The sequence below is a fragment of the Streptomyces sp. NPDC052064 genome (genome assembly GCF_055585925.1).
The window spans coordinates 68,055-90,847 of the sequence record NZ_JBVJJE010000021.1 but is presented as its reverse complement, the minus strand read 5'-3'; the positions used below and the strand labels follow the sequence as shown (position 1 = coordinate 90,847).

The following is a 22,793-nucleotide window of genomic DNA, read 5'->3' as shown; positions in this document are numbered from 1 at the left end:
GCTCTCGTCGGCTGGTGCCGGGCCGTACAGGCTCAAGCCCATGAGCAACAGATTCCGCCTCGGCGGCGACCTGGACGTCAACAGGCTCGGATTCGGCGCCATGCGTCTGCCGTCCAAGGACGGTATGGGCGGCCCCGCCCGCGACCCGGAGGCCGGCCGTGCCGTGCTGCGGCGCGCCGTCGAACTCGGGGCCGACCACATCGACACCGCCGACTTCTACGTCAGCCACGGCGGTGCGGTGCGTGCGAACAGCCTGATTCGCGAGGCGCTGTACCCCTACCCGTCCAACCTGGTCATCGCGACCAAGGTGGGCCCGATCATCCGTCCCGACGGCCTCCACCAGGGCACCCCGGCCGACATGCGCGGCCTTGTCGAAGCCAACCTCACCGGCCTGGGCGTGGACCGGCTCGATTTCGTCTATCTGCGCATCGGGGCGATGACACCCCCGCACGGTGAGTCGCTCGCCGAACGCTTCGAGGCGCTTGCCGCGCTGCGCGAGGAGGGCCTGATCCGGCACCTCGGCCTCAGCAACGTCGACACCGCGCATCTCGCGGAGGCCCGCGCCATCGCACCTGTCGCCGCCGTGCAGAACCACGCCGCCCAGTCTGACGACGCGGACGTCCTGGCCGCCTGCCAGGAGGCCGGCATCGCTTTCGTGCCCTTCTTCCCTGTGGGCGGCGGTCGGGAACTCGACGACGAGCGTCTTGCGAAGGTGGCGGCCCGGCACGGCGCCACCGTCCCCCAGATCGGCCTCGCCCGGCTGCTGGCCACCTCCCCGGTGGCCCTGGCCATCCCGGGCACGGGATCCCTCCCGCACCTGGAGGACAACATGGCCGCCGCCGCGATCACCCTCACCGACGACGACCTCGCCGACCTGTCCTGACATCGCACACGAAAGAAGCCCCTGCCATGAAGCTGCTGATCCTCGGCGCGACCGGTCCCACCGGTCGTCATGTCATCGACCTGGCGGTGCGATCCGGTGACTCGGTCACGGCCTTCGTCCGCAACCCGGCGGCCCTGGGTGACCTGGCCGAGCGGGTCACGCCGGTCACCGGCGAAGCCACCTCACACCGCGACCTCGCAGCCGCCGCGGCCGGACACGACGCGATCGTCTCCGCGCTCGGCAGGGGAAATTCGGTGCGCGCCGACGGCCTCTTCACGCGCGCCTCGGCGGCCGTGATCGGCGCAGCCGGGGAAGCGGGTGTCTCCCGCCTGGTGTGGCTGTCGTCGTTCGGTGTCGGCGACACCTTCCACTGGTCGAGCACCACACAGAAGCTGATCTACAGCACGCTGCTGCGGTCGATCTACGCCGACAAGGAGATCGCGGACGAGAGCATCCGCTCCAGCGGGCTGGACTGGACCGTGGTCTACCCCACCAGGCTGACCCACGGCCCCGCCATGGGCACGTACAGGGCGGACGACCGGCTGCCGATGAAGGGCAACCCGACGATCAGCCGCGCGGACGTCGCCGCCTTCATGCACCAGGCAGCACACGGCAGCGAGTGGATCAACCGCGCCGCCGTGATCTCGGACTGAGTGTCCGCACTCCGAGTATGACAGTCGTTATAGACGGGTGTAGCCTCGGGCTCTATAACGCCTGTCATAGGAGGATGTCGTGACGATCATTACCGTGAACGCCCCCAAGGGACGCCTCGGCCTTGAGCAGCGCCGTGAGCTGGCCGAGACGCTGACGGACGCGGTGCTGGTGCCCGAGGTGGGGCAGCCCGTCCCGGCCGCCCGCGTCGGGTTCCAGGTGCACTTCGTCGAGCGCGAGCTGGACATGGTGGCCATCGGCGGACGGCTGCTTTCGGACGCCGGTCAGGAACTCGACGTGATGGTGATCGACATCGCGGTCATGGACGCCGCCTGGCAGCCGGACGTACGAGGCCAGGTCATCGAGCGCGTCCTGGCCGCGCTGGCGAAGTCCTGCGGACTGGAGAAGCCGTCACCGACGTGGTGGGTCAACTTCCGCGTGATCGACGAGGGTAGCTGGGGCTCGTCCGGGGGTGTGCTGTCCGTCCTCCCCCTCCTTGAGAGCGGTGTGTTCACGGAGGAGAGGGCCAAAGCCGTCCGTGCCGCGCTGGGCGCCTGAAGTCGACAACGACGGTTCCAGGCATGCACGGAGCCCTGCCCCTGCCCGGTCAGCCCTTGATCGCGGCGAGGACGAGGGCCTGCAACTGCTCCGCGGTGCGATCCAGGGGCTGGGTGCTGCGCTTGGCGCGGCACATGGCCACGGTCCCCTCGACGGCCGCGACGACGAGGGTGGCGAGCTGGGCCGCCTGCTCACGCTCGGCGCCGTGCTCGCACAGCGAGTCGGCCAGCAGGCTTTCCCAGGCGTTGAAGACGTCAGCTGCGGCTACCAGGGCGGCCGGCGTCTCGTCCGTGGGCGGCTCCTCGATGGAGACGGCGAGAACCGGGCAGCCCGCCCGGAAGTCACTGTCGACGACGATCTTGCGCCACAGGCCGAGGAATGCCCGCAGCCCGGAGGCCGGCCCCGCCTCCAGCTCCTTGCGCAGACGGCGCGCGACCCACTCGCCCGTGTAGCGGACGGCCTCGGTGGCCAACTGCTGTTTGCCTTCGGGGAAGTAGTGGTACGTCGAGCCGAGCGGCGCCCTGGCGTGCTTGGCCATCTCGCGGATGCTCGTCGCGTTCAGACCGCGCCGGCTGATCATGTCGGCCGCACCGGCCACGATCCGCTCGCGCGCCGCCGGGCTGGGCTTGGTCACGTACATGATCCCTTCTGACCCCACTGGATATAACAGCCGTCATAGTCTAGCGTGATCGGCACTTATAACGACCGTCATATACCTGTGTCGTCGAACGACAAGAAGACGAACGAAACAAAGCGAGGTATGCCATGCCGATGATCCGGCTCACCGCCCCGGCCGCCGCCCTGACCGCACAAGGCCGCCAGAGCATCCAGCGTGACCTCGCGGCGGTGCTGCTGCGCTGGGAGGGCGCACCCGACACGGCGTTCTTCCGCACCCAGGCGTGGAGCTACCTCACCGAACTGCCGGAAGGCGCCCAGACCACCGCCGAGGACGACGCGCCGCGCTTCCTGGTGGAGGTCACCGTCCCACAAGGAGCCCTGTCCGAGCGCCGCAAGGCGGGCCTGGTCGAGGAGGCGACGAAGACCGTCCTGGCCGCGGCCGGCCTCGGCCGGGACGACACACTGCGGGTGTGGGTGCTGGTGCACGAGCAGCCCGACGGCACCTGGGGTGCGGGCGGCTCCGTCATCCGCTACGCCGACCTGGTGGCACTGGCGAAGGGGCAGCGCACCGATGCGTGAACTGACCTACGTCGCCCGGCGCACCGTCGAGTGGCGCGAGACGCCCGACCCGACACTCCAGTCCGACGGGCAGGCGATCGTCGCACCGGTGGCCGCCACCTCCTGCGACGTCGACTCCTCCATCCTGGCCGGTCACGGCTTCATCGACCCACCGTTCGCCCTCGGCCACGAGTGCGTCGCCCGGGTCGTCGATACCGGCGACGCCGTGACCACCGTCGCACCCGGCGACCTGGTCGTCGTCCCCTGGTCCATCAACTGCGGCACCTGCGAGCGATGCCGGGCCGGGCTGACCGCGCACTGCACCGCCGTCCCCTACATGGCGATGTACGGCGCACCGATCGGCGGCACTTGGGGCGGGCTCTTCTCCGACCTGGTCCGCGTGCCCTACGCCGACGCCATGCTCGTCCCGCTACCGGCCGGCCTCGACCCGGTCGCCATGGCCTCGGCAAGCGACAACTGGTCCCTGGCCTGGCGCCTGGTCGCCCCGCACCTCAAGGCCCGCCCCGGAGCACGCGTCCTGGTCGTCGCCCGCGGCAGCATCGGCCTCTACGTGTGCGACATCGCCCGCGCCCTCGGCGCCTCCGACGTGCTCTACGTCGACCCCGACCCCGAACACCGCACCCTGGCCCGCGCGTTCGGGGCCGCCACCGCCGAGACCCTGGACCCGATCCCCCAGGGCTACGACATCGCCGTCGAGGCCACCGGCCGCGTCGACCAGCTCGCCCTCGCCGTCAAATCCCTGACTCCGGAAGGGATGTGCGAGTCGGCGGGCAATCATTTCCGTCCCGGTGAACTGCCACTGCTCGACATGTACCTCAACGGCGTCACCCTGCGCATCGCCCGCGACAACGTCCGTGCCCACATCCCCGACGCCCTCGCACTCGCCGCCTCCGGCAAGGTCGCCCCCGAGAAAGTCGTCTCCCGCGTCATCGACTGGGAGGACCTGCCGACCGCGCTGCCGGAGAAGCACCTCAAGCCGGTCTTCGTCCGGGCCGATGACTGACCCCACCCCACCAGCCCACCCCACCGAGAAACCCGATGCACACTTCCCTCACCGACCCGCCGCCCACTGGCACTGCCACCGACCCCACGCGAGCGACAGCCGAGGAAGAGGAACTGGAAGACCAGAAGGCGGCCATCACCCACCTCGGCCACGAACTGCGCGCCCTGGTGGAAGCCACCGTCCGCACCGCCGCCTCCCCGGACACCCTCCACCGTGTGGCGGACGGCGTCCGCGCCATCACCAGCCAGCTGACGGGCCGACAGCGGTCGCGGGCGGAGATCCCCGAGGTGGACGAGTTCCCCACAGGGACACGTATCTACAGCCCAGTGACCGGGGCCGGAAGCCCGCTGGCCCCGCCCGTACAGGTAACACCCACCGCCGACGGCCTGGTGGGTCACTGCACACTCGGCATCGCCCACGAAGGGCCGCCCGGCTACGGCCACGGCGGCATGAGCGCCATGCTCCTGGACGAACTCATGGGCCGCGCCTGCGCAGCAGCGGGAACGCCCGGCCTGACCGTCTCCCTTCAGATGCGCTACCACCGCCCGGTCCCACTGGAAACACCTCTGCGGACCCTCGCCCGCGTCACCGGCACGGACGACCGCAAGATCTTCGTGAGCGGGTCGATCACCACCCAGACAGACCCTGACGCGAACCTCGTCACGGCCGACGGGGTCTTCATTGCTCCCGACCCCCACCGCACTCGCACCCTGTTCCCGGGGCTGCAAGCCGAACGGTAACCAGCCGGGCACACGGCGTATCCCCCGCCAGAAGTTGCCGGCGGAACGGATCCGGCACACAAACCCCATTGCCTCCTGGGCCAACAGCACGCCCACCTCCGGTCCTGCCTCCACCGTCGGCACCGTTACGCCCACTCCATTCCCAGCTTCCGCAGTGCGTCCAGCTGTTCCTGGGTGAGCTTGTCCCGCCTCGCGCGGGTGTTCGATACCCATACGCCCAACTTGATGACCACCGGCTCGGCCTCGCCGCCGACCGCGATCTGTTCACTGTGGCCCCTCGGCACGGGCCGGTGGGCGCCTTCCCGTTCGATCCACTGTGTGAGGGCGGCAAGTCCGCGCTGGAAGGCCTGCTGCGCCTTGCTCGTGCCCTTCGTCGCGCGGGTGGCCGCCGGGGCAGCAGACGGGGCCTCAGCGGGCTGCACGCCCAACGCGGACAGCCGTTCCTGCTGCTCGCTCGACAGCTGCGCCCAGGTGCCCGGATTCTTCTGCCGTTCCAGCCACTTGCCCAGGTCATCGCCCTCGAACAGCACCCCGGGTTCGATGGCCGGCAGGACGCCGTCGGCGTCGACCAGGTCCGCGAGGACGCGGTAGTGGCGTTGCCAGTCCAGCGGCCACGGGCAGTCCCAGTCCGGGGCGATCGCGGCCAGCTGCTTCGCTCGCTCCGCCGCCCGCTCCGGGTCCTTGCCCAGGCCGCCCTTCCGGCGCAGGTTGGCCATGTGACAAATCTGCGAAGGATCACTGCGTGAGTGATGCGGTTGCGCTGCTGATCTAGTGATCGTTTCAGGATCCCTAGTCGTCGTGGCGAATCAATCTGAGCTGGGATTTCCGTGGAGGTGCAAGAGCCAAGGAGCCCTCTGAGGTGCGAGTTCAGTGATCGTTCCGGAATCCAGTGATCGTCGAAGGATTCGCTATTGCTGGGTGGATCCGGCGGAGGGAGTCTGTGCTGGTCAGGGTGGTCTGGAGGCTTGGGGGAGTGGGGTGGGTCATAGGGCGTGGCTGCAGGCGCGGTCGGTGGTGACAAGCTTGGTTGGCTGGCCTGGTGCAAGGAGGTTGATCTCTGCGTATCCGTGATCAGGAGAAGGAGCAAGCAGTGCTCGTCGAACCCGTTTCCGGTGGGTGCCAGTGCGCGCTCCTAAGGTGTGGACATAACGTCAGCGAGGCTCACGCGCCCGGTCGGTGAACTCCCGGTCGATCTAGTCCGGTTGCAGTGCATTACGGTCACGGGCATCCCGCGGTGCCGTACGACTTCGAGGACACTGATGACGGGTGACGAGGGGTGGAAGAACGAAGACGACGAGGAGAGCCGTGCTCCGGCTGCGGGTGCCGAGGTCGGGCCAACGGCCGTCGGCGGATACTCACACGTCGTTCAGGATCGGCTGACCACTAGATCATCCAAGGTGAGCTTGACGCGGCGTCGGTTGGCGTCGAAGCCGTACATGGCAGTGGGCCGGTTCAAGGGGTCGGATTTCGAGTAGTAGCGGAACTGCAGTACCTGGCCACACATTGGCCCCACGTCCGCCATCAGGCCGTCCTGGCAGGTGGCCAGCACGGTGATGCCGTGTTCCAGCGCAGCGTCACGCAGTGCGGCGATCACTTCACGACGGTGCTCCGCGCCGAGTGAGTCACCGAGTTCGTCGAGGATGAGGACGCGGCCCCGCGCGTCGGGTGCGGCCAGCAGGGCGGCCAGGACGAGATGGATGGAGAACAGCTTCTCCTGGGCGGTGTTGGTGGGCGCATCGTAGGCCAGCAAGGAGCCGCCGGGGTTGCGCTGCCACCGGGGCACGACATGACAGATCCACTGGCCCTCGGCGCTCTCCGGCGCGCTTACGCTGTAGAGCAGGTCGGCCGCGTACCCCTCTTTTTTGTGCAGTAGGTTGAGCTGGTTGCTGATGCGGTCCAGCGCGCTGTGCACGCGTTCCTTGATGGACTCCTGAGTTTCTTCAAGGGCCTGGCGTGACTCCTCGACGAGGTCGTGGAGGTAGCTCTGTTCGTCCTCCCGCTCCCGTCTTTTCACCTCCACCTGCTCCCGAGCTCCTGCGTCCCGCTCCTCGTACTCATCCAGCCACGTCTTCAGCGCGGTCAGCGAGCCACGGAAGATGGTGTCGTGCGGATCGTGGGTGTGCGCCTCGTGATGGTGCAGGGCGTCGGCGATCTCCACGGTGGCCACACCGGTGGTTACCGTGTCTGCGGCGAGCCTCGTCAGCGCCGCCGTCAGCCGGGACCGGCTCTCGCTGCGAAGGTCCGCACAGGTGCGGACCTCGGGCGGGCGCTCGGTGTCCCGCGGTACGACGGCGTAGGAGTTGATGCCGTCGGCGGGCTCCGCGCCGGGCTCATCCTCGGGCAGGCAGCTCCAGTTGAGCTCCTCCAAAGCCTCCTCCTCAGAGCCCGTCCAGATCATCCGTGCCCGGTCGGTGCTTAGCCCCTTGCGGAGCTCCTCCAGCTTCTCCTTCCTCCGCGTCGCCTGCGCCCTGTCGTCCTTCAACTTCCGCAGTTCGCCCTCGAGCTTGTCTGCGCGCTCCTTCGCGGTGAGGAACGCCGTCTGGGCCTCATGCGCCGTCTCGCTTGCCTCTTTGGCCAACGTACGCAGCCCGGGCAGCGCGGCAACGCACTGGGCGTGGGTGTCCTCGAGGTCGCGGATCTTGGGAACGAGCCGCTGTGCGAGCTCTTGGGCCTCGGCCCGTTTGATGTCCCGGCGCAGTTCGGCGATCCGGCGACGGTGCAGGTCGGCTGCGGTCTCCAGCGCAGCGCACTGGGCCCGGGCCTGATCCCGCTGCCCTTCAAGGTGGGCGCAGATGTCTTCTTGGCCGGCGATCGGCTTCTCGAAGCCTCCGATGACGCGGACCCCCAGCCCGGCCAGCCAGGCATGCGGAGGAACCGTCACATCGGTTGAATCGGCCAGGGCATGCAGGAACGGCACTGCCAGGGGATCGGCGTCCAGGATTCCCTCGGGCAAGCCATCCGGGGCGCCGGAACCTGCCGCTTCCGGTTCGCTCGACGGCCCGCAGATGAGGATGGTCCCGGGCAGAGTGCTCACCGCACGGCTGGCATCCTCCAGGGCATCGGAGGCGACACACACCGCCTCCCTCCACGGTGCCAGGCGGGCCTCCCACTGGGACCGCGCCTCAGGACGGACGCGAGTGGTGGCCATCAGCCCCACCCTCCGGTGGGACGTTTCCCCCTCCAGGGCCCGCAACGCCGCCCCCGCCTGGCCGGTGCGCCCCTCCCGGGCCTCGGCGAGCTCTCCCTCCAGCGCCCTGACACGTTCCTCGGTCAGCAGGAGTTCGGCTTTCACCTCGAGCTGACGCGCCTCCTGGTCGCTGACGTGCTGGGCGAGCTCGGTGGGGGAGGGGCCGGCGTAGTCCTCGGCCTGCTGCCGCGCCTGGCGGTGATCCTGCTGCGCCCGTTTCAAGTCGCCTCGAAGCAGTCCCACCTTCTCGTTGGCCTCCTCCACCTCCCGCTGATGCTGGTCGCTGCGCAACTGTGCGGAACGGGCCGATTGCCGGAGCTGGCCGATGTCGCGGGCTTTGGTGAGCTGGCCCTGCACTGCATCATGCCGCGCAGCCAGAGCTGCCAGATCATCCTCGACACGGGCGAGGCTGCTGCCGATCCTGCGCTCGTAGACGACGGCATCAAGTGCGGCGCGTGCCGATGCCAGTCGCCAGAAGAGGTGAGCCCGGCCAGCCTCCACCCGGGCCCGCTGCCGGGTGTCGACAGAGTGAAGGATGATTTCCTCTTCGTGCCAGGACTTCTCGGCATCGGCCAGTTTGTCGGCCAGGTTCTTCTGCGTCCTAGCCAGGTCCTTGCGGGCCTGTACGTCCGTGGCGAGCATGCCGGCCTTGCCGGTGAGATCGAGCAGCGCCTCCCCGATCTGCACGGGCGTAAAGGTGCCCGCATCCAGCTTCAGCAAAGAGGGCCGCGACCGCATACCGCCGCGGCTGATGATGTAGGCCAGCAGACGCGGGGCGCGGCCGTAGAGGACCTCCGCGTAGTCCGTGGCCCCCAGGGCTTTACCACCGAGCGCGCGAAAGAACCCTGGAGCCAGCTCGTGCTGGCTGCGATCGTCTCCACCGAGTAGAAGGTGCACCCCTTCCTTGTGTCGTACCTCGATGTGCGGTGACTTGGCCGATACCTGCAGCCACACGGTGTGCGCGCTGCCCCATGGATCCTCGGGTTCGGCGAAGACGCCCACCACATAGCCGACCGAGGCGGCCTCGTTCACCTCTGGCGATGCCCCGGCGGTGACGGGCTCGAACAGCAGCTTGGGTGCGTGCACGGAGCCACCGCCCGTCATGCGCCATTCCGGGTCTCCCAGCAAGAGGGCCAGGGCAGACAGGAAGCTGGTCTTTCCCGACTCATTGGAGTCCTTCGGCCCCCGCCCGGTCACCGCGACGAATGTGCCTGGGACGATCGCCACCGGGTGGGAGGTCAAACGGGCAATGGAGAACGTCTGGACAGCGACCAGCTGACGGGTACCGACCACTCCCCGCTTGCCACGTGCACTAGGGATCTGCTGACTCACATGCGGTCCGTCTCTGTCGGGATCTCAGATAACTCGCCGCGAGGCGCGGGGACTTCGAGGCCACGCCGCCGACGGATGGCGGCGGCCAGCTGCCCACCGGGCCGACCGACCAAGATCAGGTCCTCCCAGAGCAGGTTGCTGCGGGCCTCGCTCATGCGCTCCAGGGCGGGACCCGGCAGGTAACGGCCCGTGGTGGTCTCAGCGACCATGCCCGCCGCCCGCAGCCTGCGCAGCGCCGTTCTCATCGCGGCCTTGGAGATCCGCCGGTTGGAGGCGAGCTCCGCCAGGGTGACGGTGTGGACTTCCCCCGTCCAACGGTTGTGCCGGTGCCGCCCCCGAGCTCTCGGAATCGCCACCGTGTGCAACAGGACCAGGGCCAGCACGGCCCGGTCCACCGCGGCGAGGGTCCCGACCTCCTCGGCCACCAGGGCATCGGCGAGCGGGTCACAAAACCCGGTAACCCAGTTGCCCTCCGCTGTCTGCAGCAGCTGCCGCCCGCACGGCAGCAATGCCTGCTCCACCGCGGCCCGCATCGCAGGATCAGCCAGCATCGGCAGCTCACCCCGGGGCACCGGCCGACGAGCCGTCTCCAGTGTGGCGACCACTGACCGCACCACATATCCATCGGACATCTCAAGCACCGTCCCGGCATCGGCCCGGACCTCATGCGGCGGCACCGCCGAATCCGGCTCACCGCTCGCCTGCTCATCCGCCCCGGGAGCCGGCAGCAGATGGTGCCCGCGACGCAGGCCCTCCACCACCACAGCAGGAAACGCCGCAACGGCTGCCCCCAGCCGCAGTTCGTCCCCGTCCCTGGAGATCAGGCCGGCCTCCGGCAAGGTCCGCTCGAGTGCCCGCTCCACCGCTTCGCGGTCCGCGCCCAGTTGAGAACACAACGCCACAATGGCGGCACGCCTAAACGGCCCGCCCGGAAACGGCGCGCGCTCAGGCCGCGGCCACGCCGCGCGCAGGCACGCCGCCCACACCAGGGTCGGCACCGGCGACAAACCAATCCGGAACGCCGGCGACAGGCCGGCAACCGGTGCCGTCTCACCGTCCCACCCCAAGACCAGCACATCGGCCAACCGGCCCACCCCGTGCACGCGGATCACCCGGCGTCCGATCCGGGCGGCCGCGGCCGCAGCGGCAAACGCCACGGGACCGGTCGTCTCGGCCGATGTCACTCCAGCGGCCCGCAACCGCCCCAGAAGCAACGCTGCTTGAAACGCTCTGTCCTCATCCGCCTCACGGATGGCGTCCTGTTCAGAAGCCATCCGAACCCCCATCGGACCTCTGAGCCACATTCTGACGCCGAAGACGCAGGGGATGCAGATAGGTGACGGAGGCCTCCGGATCGGCTAGCAAACCGTCCTCCACCACGACCGTATAGGGCTCGTCAGGATCGGCACTCAGCGCCAGCACATCGGTGATGATCGAAGCAGCCGCAGGCCATCCCGCTTCGTACAGCGCCTGAGTGAGATCGACTTCCTCATCTGCCGCCAACAACTCATCGGCCCGCAGCCGCCACCGCTCCCGTAGATGCGCGTGTGCATCCTCGGCCCACTGCAAAGGATCGTCCTCATCCTCGTCGTCGCCCTCGACCACGAGAGGCCGCACGCGTGCCCGCGAGCGCGGGGCGAACCCCTCCACTGTCTCCAGAAGCTGAGCCGGCTCGATCCACACTGCCGGCACGTCGGCGACCAGTGCCGTACCCACCTGCGACAGCAGCTCGACGTCACCCTGGACCGCGGCGTGGTCGTACTCCTTGACGGTCAGCACGTCAAAGTTCAGACTGCCGCCGCCCTGCTCAAGCACTTTGTCCGCAGCGGCCATGACCTGCAGACGGTAGAACTGCTCCGCCTCGATCAGAGCCGAACCAGCTTCCTCCAGCGCCCAGTCACCACTGAACCGGTCCGTGACCAGTTTGTTCAGTTCCTTCACCTGGCGCGTGAACCCTTGATGATCATGCTGTCGATGGGACTCCATCAACTCGGCCGTCGTGCCGGTAGCGATCTGCCGCTGCAAATCCAGAGCGAAAACCCGCAGCGCGTTCCGGCACGACACCAGATAGTCCAGAGCCGCCTCGGGGTCGGGATTGCTGCGATCGAACACCGCCCTCGCCCGATCCAACAGCAAGATCAACTCATCAACACCCCCGTGCTCCGCCAGCCGTTCAGCCGCCAAAGCACCAGCGAGCCCTGCAGGCCGCACGACATACCGGTCCTGATGGGACTTCAGAAGATAGGGCTCAAGGAACCCCAGCCGGATCAGGACAGCCAAACGGCGATCGATCAGCTCCTCCGGCCACCCTGAGGGATTGCCCTTCAATGCCTGCACGACCTCAGCCTTCGACAGCCCGTGCGCCCCGGCATGCTCGGCAAACACTTTCAGGATCGCAAGCGCCACCCGCGCCACCTCCGGGTGCTGCGCCACAGCACCAGCATCCTCAGCAACGGGAGCCATGAACGCCCGCCAGTTGGCCAACTGAACAGCCGCCGCCAGATCCTCCCGATCGCCGTCCCCGAACGCGAGCTGTTCACCCACCGGCCGGCACCGCCTCCAACAGCCCAACCAAGCGAGGCAGCACCTTCCGGTGCAACGGCTCCTGCTCACACGATTCGCCCGAGACCGCGATCTCCGCCGCCAGGGCCCGCAGTTCCACCGGCCCCTCCGCCGCCATCCTCTCCGCCAGCGCGCGCGCTTTCGGATACTGCTCCGGCTCCTGATCCCGGTAGGGGCCGGCACGCCACATCTCCACTTCCATCCCCACCGGATGCACCTTGCGGTCCAAGCGCCGGGACAGATCATCGATGATGGCAATCCCATCGGCATCCAGGTCTCCCCAGATGGCCATCCGCTCCGGACGCATCCACTCCAGCAGGGCAACCAGCTTGTTGGTGACGTACCCCTTGCCCCAGATGCACAGCCACTGCGACGTGACCTCCGAGATCGCGCACACACGTTCAAACGTGTCGGAGTTCTCAACCAAGAAGACGCCCCGCCCGCCGTGCTCGACTTCCCCCACCAGCCGCAGAGCGCCAGCAGGCAGAGCGATCCACGGCTTGGCCACCGCAGCGTCGGCAGCCACCGACCCCACCCGCCACCGCAAAGGCCCCCGCACCCGAATATCGACATCAGCCTCATCGAGCGCCAGGTCAAAGCTCATCCCGACCAGGTTCTCGAAAGCCGCCTGCCGTGGAGGGGTCCACTTCTTCGACCCGCTCAACGCAAGGCCAGCCAACTCCTTGGCGGACAACCGCTCCCCGTCCCGGTGCGCCGGCCACCACACAGACGCCGCGCGCACCGCCGCCTCATAGGCAGTCCACGCCTCGGTCGCCACCGCACTGTCCTGCGGCACCCTCAGCGGCGAACCCGCCGGACAGGCATCCAGCAACACCTGCTCCCGCTCCAACTCCGGTACCGGCGCCATCAACGCAAGCAGTTCCTTGCGTACCTCATCGGGATCCCGCCACCCGCGCAGCTCCTGCAACAACTCATCCGCCTGCAATGCCCACGAATGAGACAGACGCCATGCCAACGGACCGGCGAGCTCGAGATCGTCATCAACCGCGCAACGCAGGACCACACCTCCGCACCGCACCAGCGCCAGAGCTACATCCCACGCCCTGTCTCCGAAACGGGACTCCACCGTGGCCCAAGAGCGCCGCTGCGCCGAGAGCACCCACACCAGATGCCGGCTATCCAAAGTCTCCGGGGGTTCATAGGCCGGCTGCTCCCGCGCGGTCACCAGGTCGACCTCCCGAATGCGCAGCAAACCCCGGCGATTACGCGGTGCGCGGTTCATCCCCTCACGACGTACCGGTACGGACAAAGCGTGTATGCCCTCCGGGGCTTCAGCCACCGATACCCGGATGCGGCCTTCCGCTTCACTGAACAACAGAGCCATAGCGCCCGCCCCGGCACTCATATGCCCTCCCCAGAGACACATCGGACCTTGAACCCAGGCAGTTCCACTCTGTCAGGAAGGCATACACAAGGCCTCTTGCGCCTCACAAACAGACAAAGTGAGTTCAATCCAACACTGATCCAAAGCAGGCACAGTGACGTACCGTCACCTGCTATTAGCTCTGGCTCCACAGACGGCCCGCGAGGAGAATCGACGCTGTCCCTGTCACGGGCCAGACGCCGTCCTCATGCCGTCCGTCTGATTCCGGTCCTGGGCAGATTTTGTATCTGGGAGGGGTCGGAGCCAGGCCCGGCGAGCTGCCAGAACCGCGCTGATGTTCGACTGATCCAACGACGAAGCAGTCCGGAGCACCCTCGACCGGCTCTTCGCGCACATCCGGGAGAACTTCCTCCTCGAACAGAACCCCTCCTCCGCCTGGTTCGTCGTCGTCGCCCGACCGGAGAGGCCGCTGCCCCGCACCGCGCCACCCCTCACGCGGGAGAAGGCCCCCAACATCTGCGCGATTCTTACGTCACTGCGTTCCGGGAGCCTGGGCCGGACTGGTCGCAGTGTCGGGGGCGGGGCCCCTGCTGGGGGAGGAGCCCCAGGGCGTGCCGAAGCTGGTTGGCCCGCTCCTGGTCCTCCTCGTCCAAGCCGCTATTCTCGGCTTCGCGGGCGAGGTCCTCCAATTCGGCGGTCATCCACTGGCGCCGGTACTGTCCGAGCGTCTCCGCGATGACCTCGCTCATCTCGCGCTTCTCCGGAACCGCAGACCCGCGGACGAACAGCCCAAGGAAATTCAACGCCTCGGACAGGAGGAGGTTCGTCTCCGCCTCGTACTCGCGCCACTCGGGATCCCCATACCACTCCTTGATCATCTGGAGCAGCATGAGAGCCGGGCCACGCGTCTCCTTGTATGCATCCGGCAGCAGCATGATCGAACTGTTGGCCGTAGTGATCAGCGTTTTGCGCTGCCGGTTCCACTCCGTCCTGGTCCCATGCGTGCCCCTGCCCACGAAGGTCTGGGCCTCCATGTACACCTTGAGTTCGGTGAGCGTGTCGAAGGCCCGCTGAGCATTCGCCTGGGCCTGTGCCAAAGCGGTGGCCCGGTTGGCACTTCGGGCCTGAAGCCACGACCCGAGGATCGTGAAGGCCCCACCTGCCAGGGCACCCAGCAGGGCAGCTCCGAACTCCATCGACCACAGCTTGTCCAGGAAATCGTTCATGGCGGTCATCATGTCGATCAGATCTGTCTCGCGGCGCTGATCCTTCACTTCTATGAGGGTCCCGGCAGAGATCAGCGGTCACGAACTCGGTAGGTTCATCAGCGGAGCTGGGCGGTCGCGGCGTCGATCTCTGTCATGGTGATGTTCTCGCTGCCGCTGCGGATCGCGATGACGGCGGCGGTGGAGATGACGTAGGCGAGGGCTTTGAAGTAGCCGCCGGTGCGTTGGTGCAGTGTGGCAGCGTGTTTGCTCAGGGCGTTCTCCTCGAGCCGGTACAGGCTCAGGTCGGCCTCGAAGCTCGCCAGGACGCGCCGGAACATCTCCTGTTCCTCTTTCTTGGTGCCCAGAGGCAGGGGGTGCAGCCAGGTCACCGGCAGCAGCTCGGTGGGTGAGGGCGAGACGGGTTGGGCCGGCTGTCCCGCCCGTTCGAGCCGTACCCGGTTCTCCTCGCTGACCCGGGTCAGCTCTCCGGCCAGGATGCGGGCCTGGTGCAGGCGGTGGCTGGCTCCGGTGCCGCAGAAGACGATGGAGATGCCCAGCTTGTCGCGCAGGTAGTCGAAGTAGGGCAGCACGTTCGCCAGGTGCTGTGGCGAGGCGCGGTTGATGTCGTCGATGAGCAGCAGACGGGTCTGCGCCGTCTCCAGGACGTAGTTGACCGACAGGGTCACGTCCTGGTGCTTGCGCATCTCCAGGACTTCGACGAGGTTCTTCGGTTCAGGGTTGAGACCCAGGTAGGAGCCGATCTCCCAGAGCCAGTTCACCCTCGGCTCCGGGTCTGCGGGGGTGGTGATGTGCACCACCGGAATCGTGTTCTGGCGCCTGCCGCCCATGGCGGCTTCTATCTCCTGCTGGGCGGTGCGCCCGATTGCCCGCAGCAGGCAGGTCTTGCCGGTGCCCGCGGGCCCGTCGATCACATGGTCCATCAGGCCTTCACGGCTCCCGCTGTTGCGGTGGACCGCCTCGACGACCATCTCCTGCATGTGGGTCATCGCGTCGGTGGGCACCATCCGCAGATGCCGGTGGTAGGCGATGGCTTGTTCGTCGGTCTTCCTGTCCTCAGTGGGACTGCTGCCAGCCGGCAGGACGGGCGGCTCCACCTCCTCGTCGACGAAGTGGGTCCAGCCGGTGAGCTGGAACAGCGGCAGAGGCCGCATCGGGGTGTCCTTCAGCTGCTGACGCAGACGGGCTTCACGCTTGTCACGCAGTTCGACGGATGCCTTCATTACGCTTCTCTCTCATCGCGGTTCCTGCCTCGACACCGGCGGACCGGCTTTGGACCGAGAACGCGTCCGTTCCCGAGGCCGGCATGCGGCTGCGGCGTTCACGGGCCCCTGCCCCAGGTCGTCTACATCTCCCATACGTCATCCGCAGCCTCGTCGTCACTGTCCGGATCGAGGTCATCGAGGAGCTCCGCTTCGACGACCTCGTAGGCAGCTGCCGGTACTTCGGCCGTGGGGGCCTGCGGTCTGCTGCCGTCGCCGTCGTCGGGGAAGAGCGCTGCGAGCGGATGCGGAGTCTGCCCGCTGTCCGGCGGCCGGTCTGCGTCGCCGGTGCCTGAGGGCAGCGCCGGCGGGGCGGCTGCGGGCGGGGGTGCCATGGGGGAGATGGGCAGCGCCGGGTAGGGCCGCAGGGTCGACAGGTCGAACTCCTCCAGATCCGCGTATGGGTCCTGGGACGGTTGTTCGGTCTCCAACTCAAGCCCCTGGAAGGGCGGTTCGGCCCCAGTGCGCTTCGGTGGCGGTCTGCGACTGCGCCGTCGCCGGTCGCGCTGCGCCAGGGACAGGGCGATCGCCTCCTCGTCCTGCTTGCTGCCGCCGGCCGCCTGGTGCTGCTCGGCGTGTTCCTGCCACATGTCCGCGGTCCACGGGTCGTGCAGCAGGTGCCGGAGCCGGAAATCGCAGGTCACCCAGGTGCCGACGGTGTGGTCGTACAGCCACACCCGCTCGGGACGGTAGGGGTTGAAGCGGCATTCCCACTGCTTCTCCCGGCCGGGCAGCTTCGAGTCGCCACGGAGGAGGATCTCCCGGTAGTGGCTGGCGTCCTGCGCGGTGGGCTGATAGGTCCGATAGTCGATCATGAAGCCGCCCTTGCCGGGGATGACCCACTGCCGCAGCAGGAAGAAGCGGTTCTGGGCGGGGGAGAGCGGCACCGCCCGGTAGCCGCTGCGGGCCACCTGGACCGCGTACATCTCGTTGGGCGACAACACGACGCCTGGCCGGAACGGGTCGCGCAGCCCCGCGTCGGGGGTCTGCTGGTACTCCAGTGCCACCCACTCCTGGGCCATCTGCTGGAGCTCGGCGATCGTGTACAGCGGCATCCGGTCGATGCCGCGGCCGCGTTTCTTGTGGCTGCGGCCCTGCCAGCCGTGCGTGACGTGCTGACTGAAGCGGTGCGCGAGGGTGACGAAGAAGTGCTCGGGGAGCGGCTTGTCGGTCGGGGTCTTCTTGCGCGCCGGGCGGCGGGCGATGCGCAGCCGGTCGCAGACCTCGGTGAAGTGCTCGCTCACATAGGGGCTGCCCTGGTCGTAGATGATCAGCTCGGGGCGGATGACAGGGCGGGCGGCGGTGGCCTCGGTGAACCGCTCGTCCGCCGCCCTAAGCGCCCCGAACGGCAGACTGGAGGCGGCGGCTGCACTCAGCGGGTCCCAGCCGGGCATCACCGGCCAGGGCGCGAGAGCCTGGGCCAGCATCAGGGTCAAGTCGATTGCCCGGGTCGCCTGGCCCGCCTGCCCGCTCTCGGCGTCCCGGGGACGGCTGGGCGTGATCATCAGCGCGCACGCGCTGTGGTTGGCCACATCGATGAGCGTGGTCAGCTCCGTGGCGGTGGGTCGGCCGTCGTCGCCGCGGGCCAGAATCCGCAGCGGCGTGGTGTCTGCCTGGGTCACCTGTCCCGGCCGCAGCACGACTTCGCGCCCGCCATGGGGCAGCGGCGGCGTGGAGGCCAGAGCGGCCCGGGCTCGTGTCGGCTGGCCCAGGGCATCGGCCAGGCCGGACTCCTTCATCCGCAGGTAGAAGGTGGAACGGGAGGGCAGCAGAGCCGTCACGGCAGCCGAGCCGAGTTCCTCGGCGTACCGCGAGTGCAGCAGGTCCTCGACTTCCTCGCGGATCACGTCGATGGTCACGTCCGACGCGTGTGCGCGCCGGGCCACCACCTCCTGCATGGCGGTCAGACACCGCGGGTCGGTGAAGCCCCCCGGGCGTTTGTCCCGCGGCCCGGGCAGCAGGACGACCGGGTTCTCCCCGGCCGCCTTCCACTTGCGCCGCTTGTCGGCGAGGGTGTGGGCGGAGCAGCGGACGCCGTCGGCGGCCAGCCGCGCCGACATCGCGGCGCACCGCTGGGCCAGCGTCGTGCCCGGCCCGAATCCCCGCGCATGCTCACTCCTGCCCGGCGCCAGACCGGTGTCGATCTCCACCATGCGCGCCTGCCACAGCGCGGCCTCCTCCTCCCGGCCCTCCTGCCGCCCCCACCCGCCAAGGGCCGCACCGTCCGCGGCCGGTGCCCCACCGCCGCTGACGACGGCGAAGTCCTCCGCGCCCACCAGCCACCGGTACGACACCGCCCGGGGCACCTCCTGCCCGCCGTCCTGCGGCACCAGCGTGACCTGCGCCCCCTGCCACGCCACCACCTCCCACTCGCGCCCCTGCCAGCGCACCACCGCCCCGATGGACAGCGATCCCGCAAGCCGGCCCCCACCCGATCCCGCCATGCGCCTCCCTTCCGGTCCTTCAGGCCGTCCAGGCCACAGCGTCGGGCAACAGCGGCCGCGCGATATCGAACAGCAGCCGCCGCTGCCACAGCATCCGGTAGGCGAGGTCCAGCCCCGTCAGCTCGTCCAGCCCGCTCGCCGCCACCCCCGCCCGCAGCCCCATCGGCTCCCTGAACGCCTCCAGCAACGCCCGCCCTTGGCCGTCCTCGTCGCCTTCGGGGAACCGGTAGCCGGCCAGCCATCCCAGATTGCGTCCGCGCACTCCCGCCGGCTCACGCACCTGCCGCACCCGCCACCCGGCCGCCCGGGCCACCTCCTCGATCACCTGAAGCCTCACTGAGGGCAGGCTCTCTCGGCCGGACGGCTTCAGCACCAGCACCTCGCGCACGCCACCGGTCGTGCGGGCGAGGAAATCCGGGCGCCACCGGCGAAGACGGCCCCCCGCCCGCCACCGCAGTTCCACCGGTCCGGCACTGAACGCCGCCCAGGCAGGCTCGAAGTCCAGCTCCACCGCCAGCCGCCACTGCCGCAGACTTCCGCACACCACGGTGTGCTCCCGGGTCGCCACCGGCCAGTAGGTGATGATGCCCTTGCGGCCCCGGTAGGGCACCGGCTCGCTCACCGGCCCGAACTCCTCCAGCGCCACTCCCCGAAGCCCGGACGCGTCGCACGAGTGCACCGGCCCGTACGGCTCGCGGTACAGAGCCACGACACCCTGCCCGGTTCCTGGTACCGCCTCGCGGTCCGGCAGGTCGCCGGGGGCACGCACCGTTCTCACCCCGGCCACCTCTTGTCGCGCCGCAGCACGGTCTCGCACACCTGCCCGGCCGCCAGTTCCAGTCCCTGACTGTGTGCCAGCCGGCGCCCGAATCCGCCTGCAGCCGTCGGCCTCCGTACCGGCAGCGGCCGACGAGAGCCGGATCGCCAGTCTTCCGCCACCTGTTCACCCATCCCTGGCCCCTTCGGGGCGATGACCGCTGCCGCAGCAGCCCGGCATCCCATGCTGTGCTGCTTCGTGCTACGAGAACTTCACCGCCCGCTGGATCCACCTGAATGGGTGAACAAGCTGGCGATAAGGCAGGACGTCGGGTATTGGCCGCCCGCGTCCTGCGTGCCGGTCTGGCCGTTGAACTCGCTTGCCAGGAAACCGGCTTCGCTCTCCAAGAGGTCTCCTGCGCCGATCGCTCCGAGGGAAAGAGCGAAGAAGCCCACTACGAACGAACGCACCTGCGGTTCCGGTCCAGGGCGTGTTGCCTGGTGTGACCGAGATGGCAGGTGTATGCAGGCAGGAAGCCTGGTTCACGCGGTCCAGGCGGGTCGGGGGGTGAACCGGTGACGGGTGGAGCGTACGAAGAGCTGTCGCAGACGGGCGAGCCCGGGCCGAAGACGCTGGAACTGCTGCTGCGCATGGTCCACCAGGTGCGCCGTGCGTCGGGTTTTCCCCCGCCCGAGGGATACACGCAGTGGAGCGACGACGCGGCCTACGACGTGATCACGGCCATGCTGACCCGCGAGGGCGCAGGCCAGAAGTTCGTCACTGCCTGCTTCGCGCTGGCCATCAGTGATGCCACGCTGGAGCGGCTGTTCCTCGCGTCGATCAAGAACTTCCTCATCGACGAGGCGAAGAAGACCCCGCGGGGCAAACTGCGGCGCCGCATCGCCCGGCTGATGAGCGAGGACACGTCCTTCCGCCGTAGGCCGGGCTCCCCGCCGCGGTGGGCACTGAGCGGCCTGCCCGAGGACGCGGTGTGGCAGGGCGACCTCGACGATCTCATCGCCGAGGCCTCGCGCGTGGACGGGGTCGGGATCACCCGCTGGAATCACTCCGGGCCCACACCCCGTAAAACGGTCCAGGCTCTTATGACCGTTCTCACGCGGGTCCTTGAGCACGCCCAAGGGGCGGTGCGGGAGGAAGACCTCGCCAAGGTCCTCGAGTCACGGTTCGAGCTGTTGGCCCCGGCCCGCTTCACCACGCTCTTCGCCGACGACGGGACGCTCGTCGATCCGGCCGAAACCGGCACGGCGGCGGCCCCTGCCGACTCCACGGGCGCCAGCGGCGACGCCGAAGACATCTGGCAGCGGCTGACGGCCAACGAGCGCCTGCTGCTGCCCTACCTGGACGAAGACGCCCATCATGCTGCGCAGCTGCTGGAGATTGGACAGGCCCAGGCCGGGGCTGTTCTGGCAGGGCTGAAGGCAAAGCTCCGGCTTGCCCTGTCCGAGGACAGTGACCGGGAAGCAGTCATGCGAGCACTGCTACGACGCTGTGAGGATCCACCTCCTGAGCCGCCCCTGTGACGTCGTCCGTATCCAGTGAGAAGAGAATGCGCAGATGGACCACAGCCGAGGAGAGGGGGAGACACGATGAACCCTGCCCAGAGCAGCGCCTACGAGCGGCTGGTAGCTGCTGCGGCGGGACTGAAAGTGCCCGACGCCGTCCGGGAGGTCGCCACTGCGCCGCCTCGAGATCCTGAGCCCAGCCAGATCTGGAGAGCGGTCTGGGAGGACACCGTCCAGCTGCTGGTGATCACAGCAGTCGCAGACGACACGGTGCAGGCTGTTCCGGTCTCCTTCGAACGCTACGCCGACACGGACACGCTGCTGCTGCCCGCCGGCGCCTCCACACTGGAGCAGCCGCTGGCCCTGTGGTGGGGACTGCAACTGCCCCTGCCCTGGTACGTGCTGGACCGTCAGGTCAGCCAGTTGACCGTGCCGCTGCCCGCCTCCACGGGCCCGGCACTCCCGCACGAAGTGCCGCCGGGCGCGACATGGGGGAGCACCGCGCCGCACCCCACGGCCGCGGCGGCGGAGTACCGGGGCGTCCTGGCCGACAGCCTCGCCGAACTGAGCGGTGCGCGGTGGGTGCCACAGGGATCGGGAGCCCTGCCCGAACTGCTGCAGCGGCGGGGCATCACCATCAAACAGCTGGCCTCACAACTGAATCTGCAGCCCCCCCACGCCCTGGAGGTGTGGCGGGGACAGGCGCCCCTCACACCCGAGCAGGCAGAAGACCTCGCCACAGCGCTCGGCCTCGGCGCCGACGAAGTCCTGGCGGCCAATCCGGCCCTGCCCGCCCCCGTGATCCACGAGCTCAGCCGTCCCTCGCGCCGCCCCCAGGTACGCGCCCTCGCCACCCGTACCGCGACGAGCGAACCCGACGCCCGCCGCCGTGCCGCCTTCGGCATCTACACCCTGGCGGCACGCCAGGAAGGCAGCACCACCGACTGGAGTGCGAGAACGGACCGCTACTTCGAACTCCATCTGCACTAGCGAGGTCAGCTGTGGTCAACTACGTACTCGCAGCCACTGCACGTCAGCAGGCCACCGCGATGCTGGCGGAACTGGAGACGCACACCCCGGGCGCAGCGCAGCGCCTGGCGCGCTCGACCTTCACCGAACTGCAGACCTGGCCGGAGCTGACCGTCGACCTCGTCCCCGAAAGCCAGGCCGGTTCCCGCTGCAGTGTGGCAGGCGCCTACGACGTTGGACCGCCTGCGCGGATCTCCGTCGCCGAGGCGGCCAGTCCCGCCCGCCGGGACTTCACCGCCCTGCACGAGCTGGGCCACCACCTCCAGAAGAACAGCTTCGACCTGATGACGGCCTTCGAGAGCCAGTCCGACGGCGGCCTGCAGCTGGAGGACGCGGCCTGCGACGCCTTCGCCGCCGAGATCCTGCTGCCCACCCCGCTCGTCGACCACCACCTGGATGCCGCCGGCCCCACCGCTGACATGGTCGCCGACCTGTGGCGGGCGGGAGCCGCCTCCCGCATGGCCGTATGCGTGCGCGCCGTCCAGCATCTGCCCGCCCCCGGACACATCCTCCTGCTCGATGACGGCGGCCGAATAGCCTTCGCCGCCTCCCACGGCCTGCCGCCCCTGCGCCGAGGAAGCTTCCAGGGCGACATCCCGGTCATCGACCGGGCCCGCGCCTCCGGCCGCGGACGCGCGCAAGGGCGCACCCAAGTCCGCTACCGCGACGGCATCCTGGGACGGGAACTGCATGCGCAGACCGCGCCGATGGGCGGCTACCTGGTCGCCGTCCTCGTCACCGACTCCGCCCCCTGGCGCCGCTTCACGCCTCCCACCAAGGACACCGGCCCCCAGGCAAGCGACTACCTCTGCGCACACTGCGACGAGGAGTACCGCTCCTTCGATCCCGCCTGCTCCGCCTGCCGCGTCCCCCACTGCCCCGAGTGCGGCCGCTGCGCATGCACACCGCGCGTGAACGAACGCCTGTGCCCGGGATGCTTCATCAAGCATCCGCCCGCGATGTTCGCCGACGGCAGCGACCGCTGCCTCGACTGCTCCTGACACCCCGCCAGCCCCTCCAAGACACTCCCGTTGCGCTACCGGCGAGTTACGTCGTCCGTCCCAGGCGAAGCACCCCGCACCGGGGTGACGGGT

General features: G+C 68.8%; 18 protein-coding genes and 1 pseudogene. 9 read left to right on the top strand and 10 right to left on the bottom strand.

Annotated elements, in window-relative coordinates; all coding sequences use genetic code 11:
- Window positions 1-40 precede the first annotated feature (40 nt).
- From ACZ6TU_RS38155 to ACZ6TU_RS38145, 3 genes are all read left to right on the top strand, one after another.
- Window positions 41-883 carry an aldo/keto reductase gene (locus ACZ6TU_RS38155; protein WP_467682048.1) on the top strand — a complete coding sequence of 281 codons (843 nt, stop codon included), beginning with the start codon at window positions 41-43 and terminating at the stop codon, window positions 881-883.
- A gap of 26 nt (window positions 884-909) precedes the next feature.
- Window positions 910-1,536 (top strand): NAD(P)-dependent oxidoreductase, encoded by a 627-nt coding sequence (locus tag ACZ6TU_RS38150; protein WP_467682050.1) that lies wholly within the window; start codon window positions 910-912, stop codon window positions 1,534-1,536.
- Window positions 1,537-1,615: 79 nt separating this feature from the next.
- On the top strand, window positions 1,616-2,092 hold the full coding sequence (locus ACZ6TU_RS38145) for a tautomerase family protein (protein ID WP_467682052.1): 477 nt from the start codon (window positions 1,616-1,618) through the stop codon (window positions 2,090-2,092).
- Between the two features lie 49 nt (window positions 2,093-2,141).
- Here the strand turns inward: ACZ6TU_RS38145 and ACZ6TU_RS38140 are convergent, their stop codons facing one another.
- Window positions 2,142-2,732, bottom strand: a complete 591-nt coding sequence (locus tag ACZ6TU_RS38140; RefSeq protein WP_467682054.1) for a TetR/AcrR family transcriptional regulator — start codon at window positions 2,730-2,732, stop codon at window positions 2,142-2,144.
- A gap of 125 nt (window positions 2,733-2,857) precedes the next feature.
- On the opposite strand from ACZ6TU_RS38140, the gene ACZ6TU_RS38135 reads away from it, so the two are divergent.
- The 3 genes from ACZ6TU_RS38135 to ACZ6TU_RS38125 are packed head-to-tail and all read left to right on the top strand — an operon-like array spanning window position 2,858 to window position 5,032.
- A complete protein-coding gene (locus ACZ6TU_RS38135) occupies window positions 2,858-3,289 on the top strand; it encodes a tautomerase family protein (RefSeq protein WP_467682055.1) in 432 nt (143 codons plus the stop codon).
- Window positions 3,282-4,292 carry a zinc-dependent alcohol dehydrogenase gene (locus ACZ6TU_RS38130; protein WP_467682057.1) on the top strand — a complete coding sequence of 337 codons (1,011 nt, stop codon included), beginning with the start codon at window positions 3,282-3,284 and terminating at the stop codon, window positions 4,290-4,292. Before ACZ6TU_RS38135 ends, ACZ6TU_RS38130 begins: the two co-directional genes overlap by 8 nt.
- 35 nt (window positions 4,293-4,327) lie before the next feature.
- Complete coding sequence (locus tag ACZ6TU_RS38125) at window positions 4,328-5,032, top strand: PaaI family thioesterase (protein WP_467682059.1); 705 nt, start codon at window positions 4,328-4,330, stop codon at window positions 5,030-5,032.
- A gap of 125 nt (window positions 5,033-5,157) precedes the next feature.
- Here the strand turns inward: ACZ6TU_RS38125 and ACZ6TU_RS38120 are convergent.
- The 9 genes and pseudogenes from ACZ6TU_RS38120 to ACZ6TU_RS38080 all read right to left on the bottom strand — a co-directional run.
- Window positions 5,158-5,751: pseudogene (locus ACZ6TU_RS38120) on the bottom strand (helicase associated domain-containing protein); the annotation flags it as partial.
- 647 nt (window positions 5,752-6,398) lie between these two features.
- Window positions 6,399-9,551: a coiled-coil domain-containing protein gene (locus ACZ6TU_RS38115; protein WP_469553377.1), complete on the bottom strand. Its 3,153-nt coding sequence runs from the start codon at window positions 9,549-9,551 to the stop codon at window positions 6,399-6,401.
- Complete coding sequence (locus ACZ6TU_RS38110) at window positions 9,548-10,825, bottom strand: hypothetical protein (RefSeq protein WP_469553375.1); 1,278 nt, start codon at window positions 10,823-10,825, stop codon at window positions 9,548-9,550. Before ACZ6TU_RS38110 ends, ACZ6TU_RS38115 begins: the two co-directional genes overlap by 4 nt.
- Complete coding sequence (locus ACZ6TU_RS38105) at window positions 10,815-12,095, bottom strand: hypothetical protein (RefSeq protein WP_469553373.1); 1,281 nt, start codon at window positions 12,093-12,095, stop codon at window positions 10,815-10,817. Before ACZ6TU_RS38105 ends, ACZ6TU_RS38110 begins: the two co-directional genes overlap by 11 nt.
- Window positions 12,088-13,458, bottom strand: a complete 1,371-nt coding sequence (locus tag ACZ6TU_RS38100) for a Wadjet anti-phage system protein JetD domain-containing protein (RefSeq protein ID WP_466350271.1) — start codon at window positions 13,456-13,458, stop codon at window positions 12,088-12,090. Before ACZ6TU_RS38100 ends, ACZ6TU_RS38105 begins: the two co-directional genes overlap by 8 nt.
- 527 nt (window positions 13,459-13,985) lie before the next feature.
- Window positions 13,986-14,732, bottom strand: a complete 747-nt coding sequence (locus ACZ6TU_RS38095; RefSeq protein ID WP_469553371.1) for a hypothetical protein — start codon at window positions 14,730-14,732, stop codon at window positions 13,986-13,988.
- Between the two features lie 50 nt (window positions 14,733-14,782).
- Window positions 14,783-15,907, bottom strand: a complete 1,125-nt coding sequence (locus ACZ6TU_RS38090) for an AAA family ATPase (RefSeq protein WP_466350269.1) — start codon at window positions 15,905-15,907, stop codon at window positions 14,783-14,785.
- Between the two features lie 122 nt (window positions 15,908-16,029).
- A complete protein-coding gene (locus tag ACZ6TU_RS38085) occupies window positions 16,030-18,390 on the bottom strand; it encodes a transposase (protein ID WP_466350268.1) in 2,361 nt (786 codons plus the stop codon).
- 19 nt (window positions 18,391-18,409) lie between these two features.
- Window positions 18,410-19,168 (bottom strand): TnsA-like heteromeric transposase endonuclease subunit, encoded by a 759-nt coding sequence (locus tag ACZ6TU_RS38080; RefSeq protein WP_469553368.1) that lies wholly within the window; start codon window positions 19,166-19,168, stop codon window positions 18,410-18,412.
- A 554-nt stretch (window positions 19,169-19,722) separates the two neighbouring features.
- Here ACZ6TU_RS38080 and ACZ6TU_RS38075 point away from each other — a divergent pair.
- The 3 genes from ACZ6TU_RS38075 to ACZ6TU_RS38065 all read left to right on the top strand — a co-directional run bounded on the left by ACZ6TU_RS38075 (window position 19,723) and on the right by ACZ6TU_RS38065 (window position 22,700).
- A complete protein-coding gene (locus tag ACZ6TU_RS38075) occupies window positions 19,723-20,688 on the top strand; it encodes a hypothetical protein (RefSeq protein WP_466350266.1) in 966 nt (321 codons plus the stop codon).
- A gap of 66 nt (window positions 20,689-20,754) precedes the next feature.
- Window positions 20,755-21,660, top strand: coding sequence for a hypothetical protein (locus ACZ6TU_RS38070; RefSeq protein WP_466350265.1), 906 nt, complete (start codon window positions 20,755-20,757; stop codon window positions 21,658-21,660).
- Window positions 21,661-21,671: 11 nt separating this feature from the next.
- Window positions 21,672-22,700 carry an ImmA/IrrE family metallo-endopeptidase gene (locus tag ACZ6TU_RS38065; RefSeq protein ID WP_466350264.1) on the top strand — a complete coding sequence of 343 codons (1,029 nt, stop codon included), beginning with the start codon at window positions 21,672-21,674 and terminating at the stop codon, window positions 22,698-22,700.
- Window positions 22,701-22,793: the final 93 nt, after the last annotated feature.

Excerpts from the sequence above, each read along its gene's own strand:
- ACZ6TU_RS38155 (WP_467682048.1), top strand. The coding sequence starts at position 41 with ATGAGCAACAGATTCCGCCTCGGCGGCGACCTGGACGTCAACAGGCTC.
- ACZ6TU_RS38150 (WP_467682050.1), top strand. The coding sequence starts at position 910 with ATGAAGCTGCTGATCCTCGGCGCGACCGGTCCCACCGGTCGTCATGTC.
- ACZ6TU_RS38140 (WP_467682054.1), bottom strand. The coding sequence starts at position 2,732 with ATGTACGTGACCAAGCCCAGCCCGGCGGCGCGCGAGCGGATCGTGGCC.
- ACZ6TU_RS38135 (WP_467682055.1), top strand. The coding sequence starts at position 2,858 with ATGCCGATGATCCGGCTCACCGCCCCGGCCGCCGCCCTGACCGCACAA.
- ACZ6TU_RS38130 (WP_467682057.1), top strand. The coding sequence starts at position 3,282 with ATGCGTGAACTGACCTACGTCGCCCGGCGCACCGTCGAGTGGCGCGAG.
- ACZ6TU_RS38125 (WP_467682059.1), top strand. The coding sequence starts at position 4,328 with ATGCACACTTCCCTCACCGACCCGCCGCCCACTGGCACTGCCACCGAC.
- ACZ6TU_RS38110 (WP_469553375.1), bottom strand. The coding sequence starts at position 10,825 with ATGGCTTCTGAACAGGACGCCATCCGTGAGGCGGATGAGGACAGAGCG.
- ACZ6TU_RS38100 (WP_466350271.1), bottom strand. The coding sequence starts at position 13,458 with ATGGCTCTGTTGTTCAGTGAAGCGGAAGGCCGCATCCGGGTATCGGTG.
- ACZ6TU_RS38090 (WP_466350269.1), bottom strand. The coding sequence starts at position 15,907 with ATGAAGGCATCCGTCGAACTGCGTGACAAGCGTGAAGCCCGTCTGCGT.
- ACZ6TU_RS38085 (WP_466350268.1), bottom strand. The coding sequence starts at position 18,390 with ATGGCGGGATCGGGTGGGGGCCGGCTTGCGGGATCGCTGTCCATCGGG.
- ACZ6TU_RS38070 (WP_466350265.1), top strand. The coding sequence starts at position 20,755 with ATGAACCCTGCCCAGAGCAGCGCCTACGAGCGGCTGGTAGCTGCTGCG.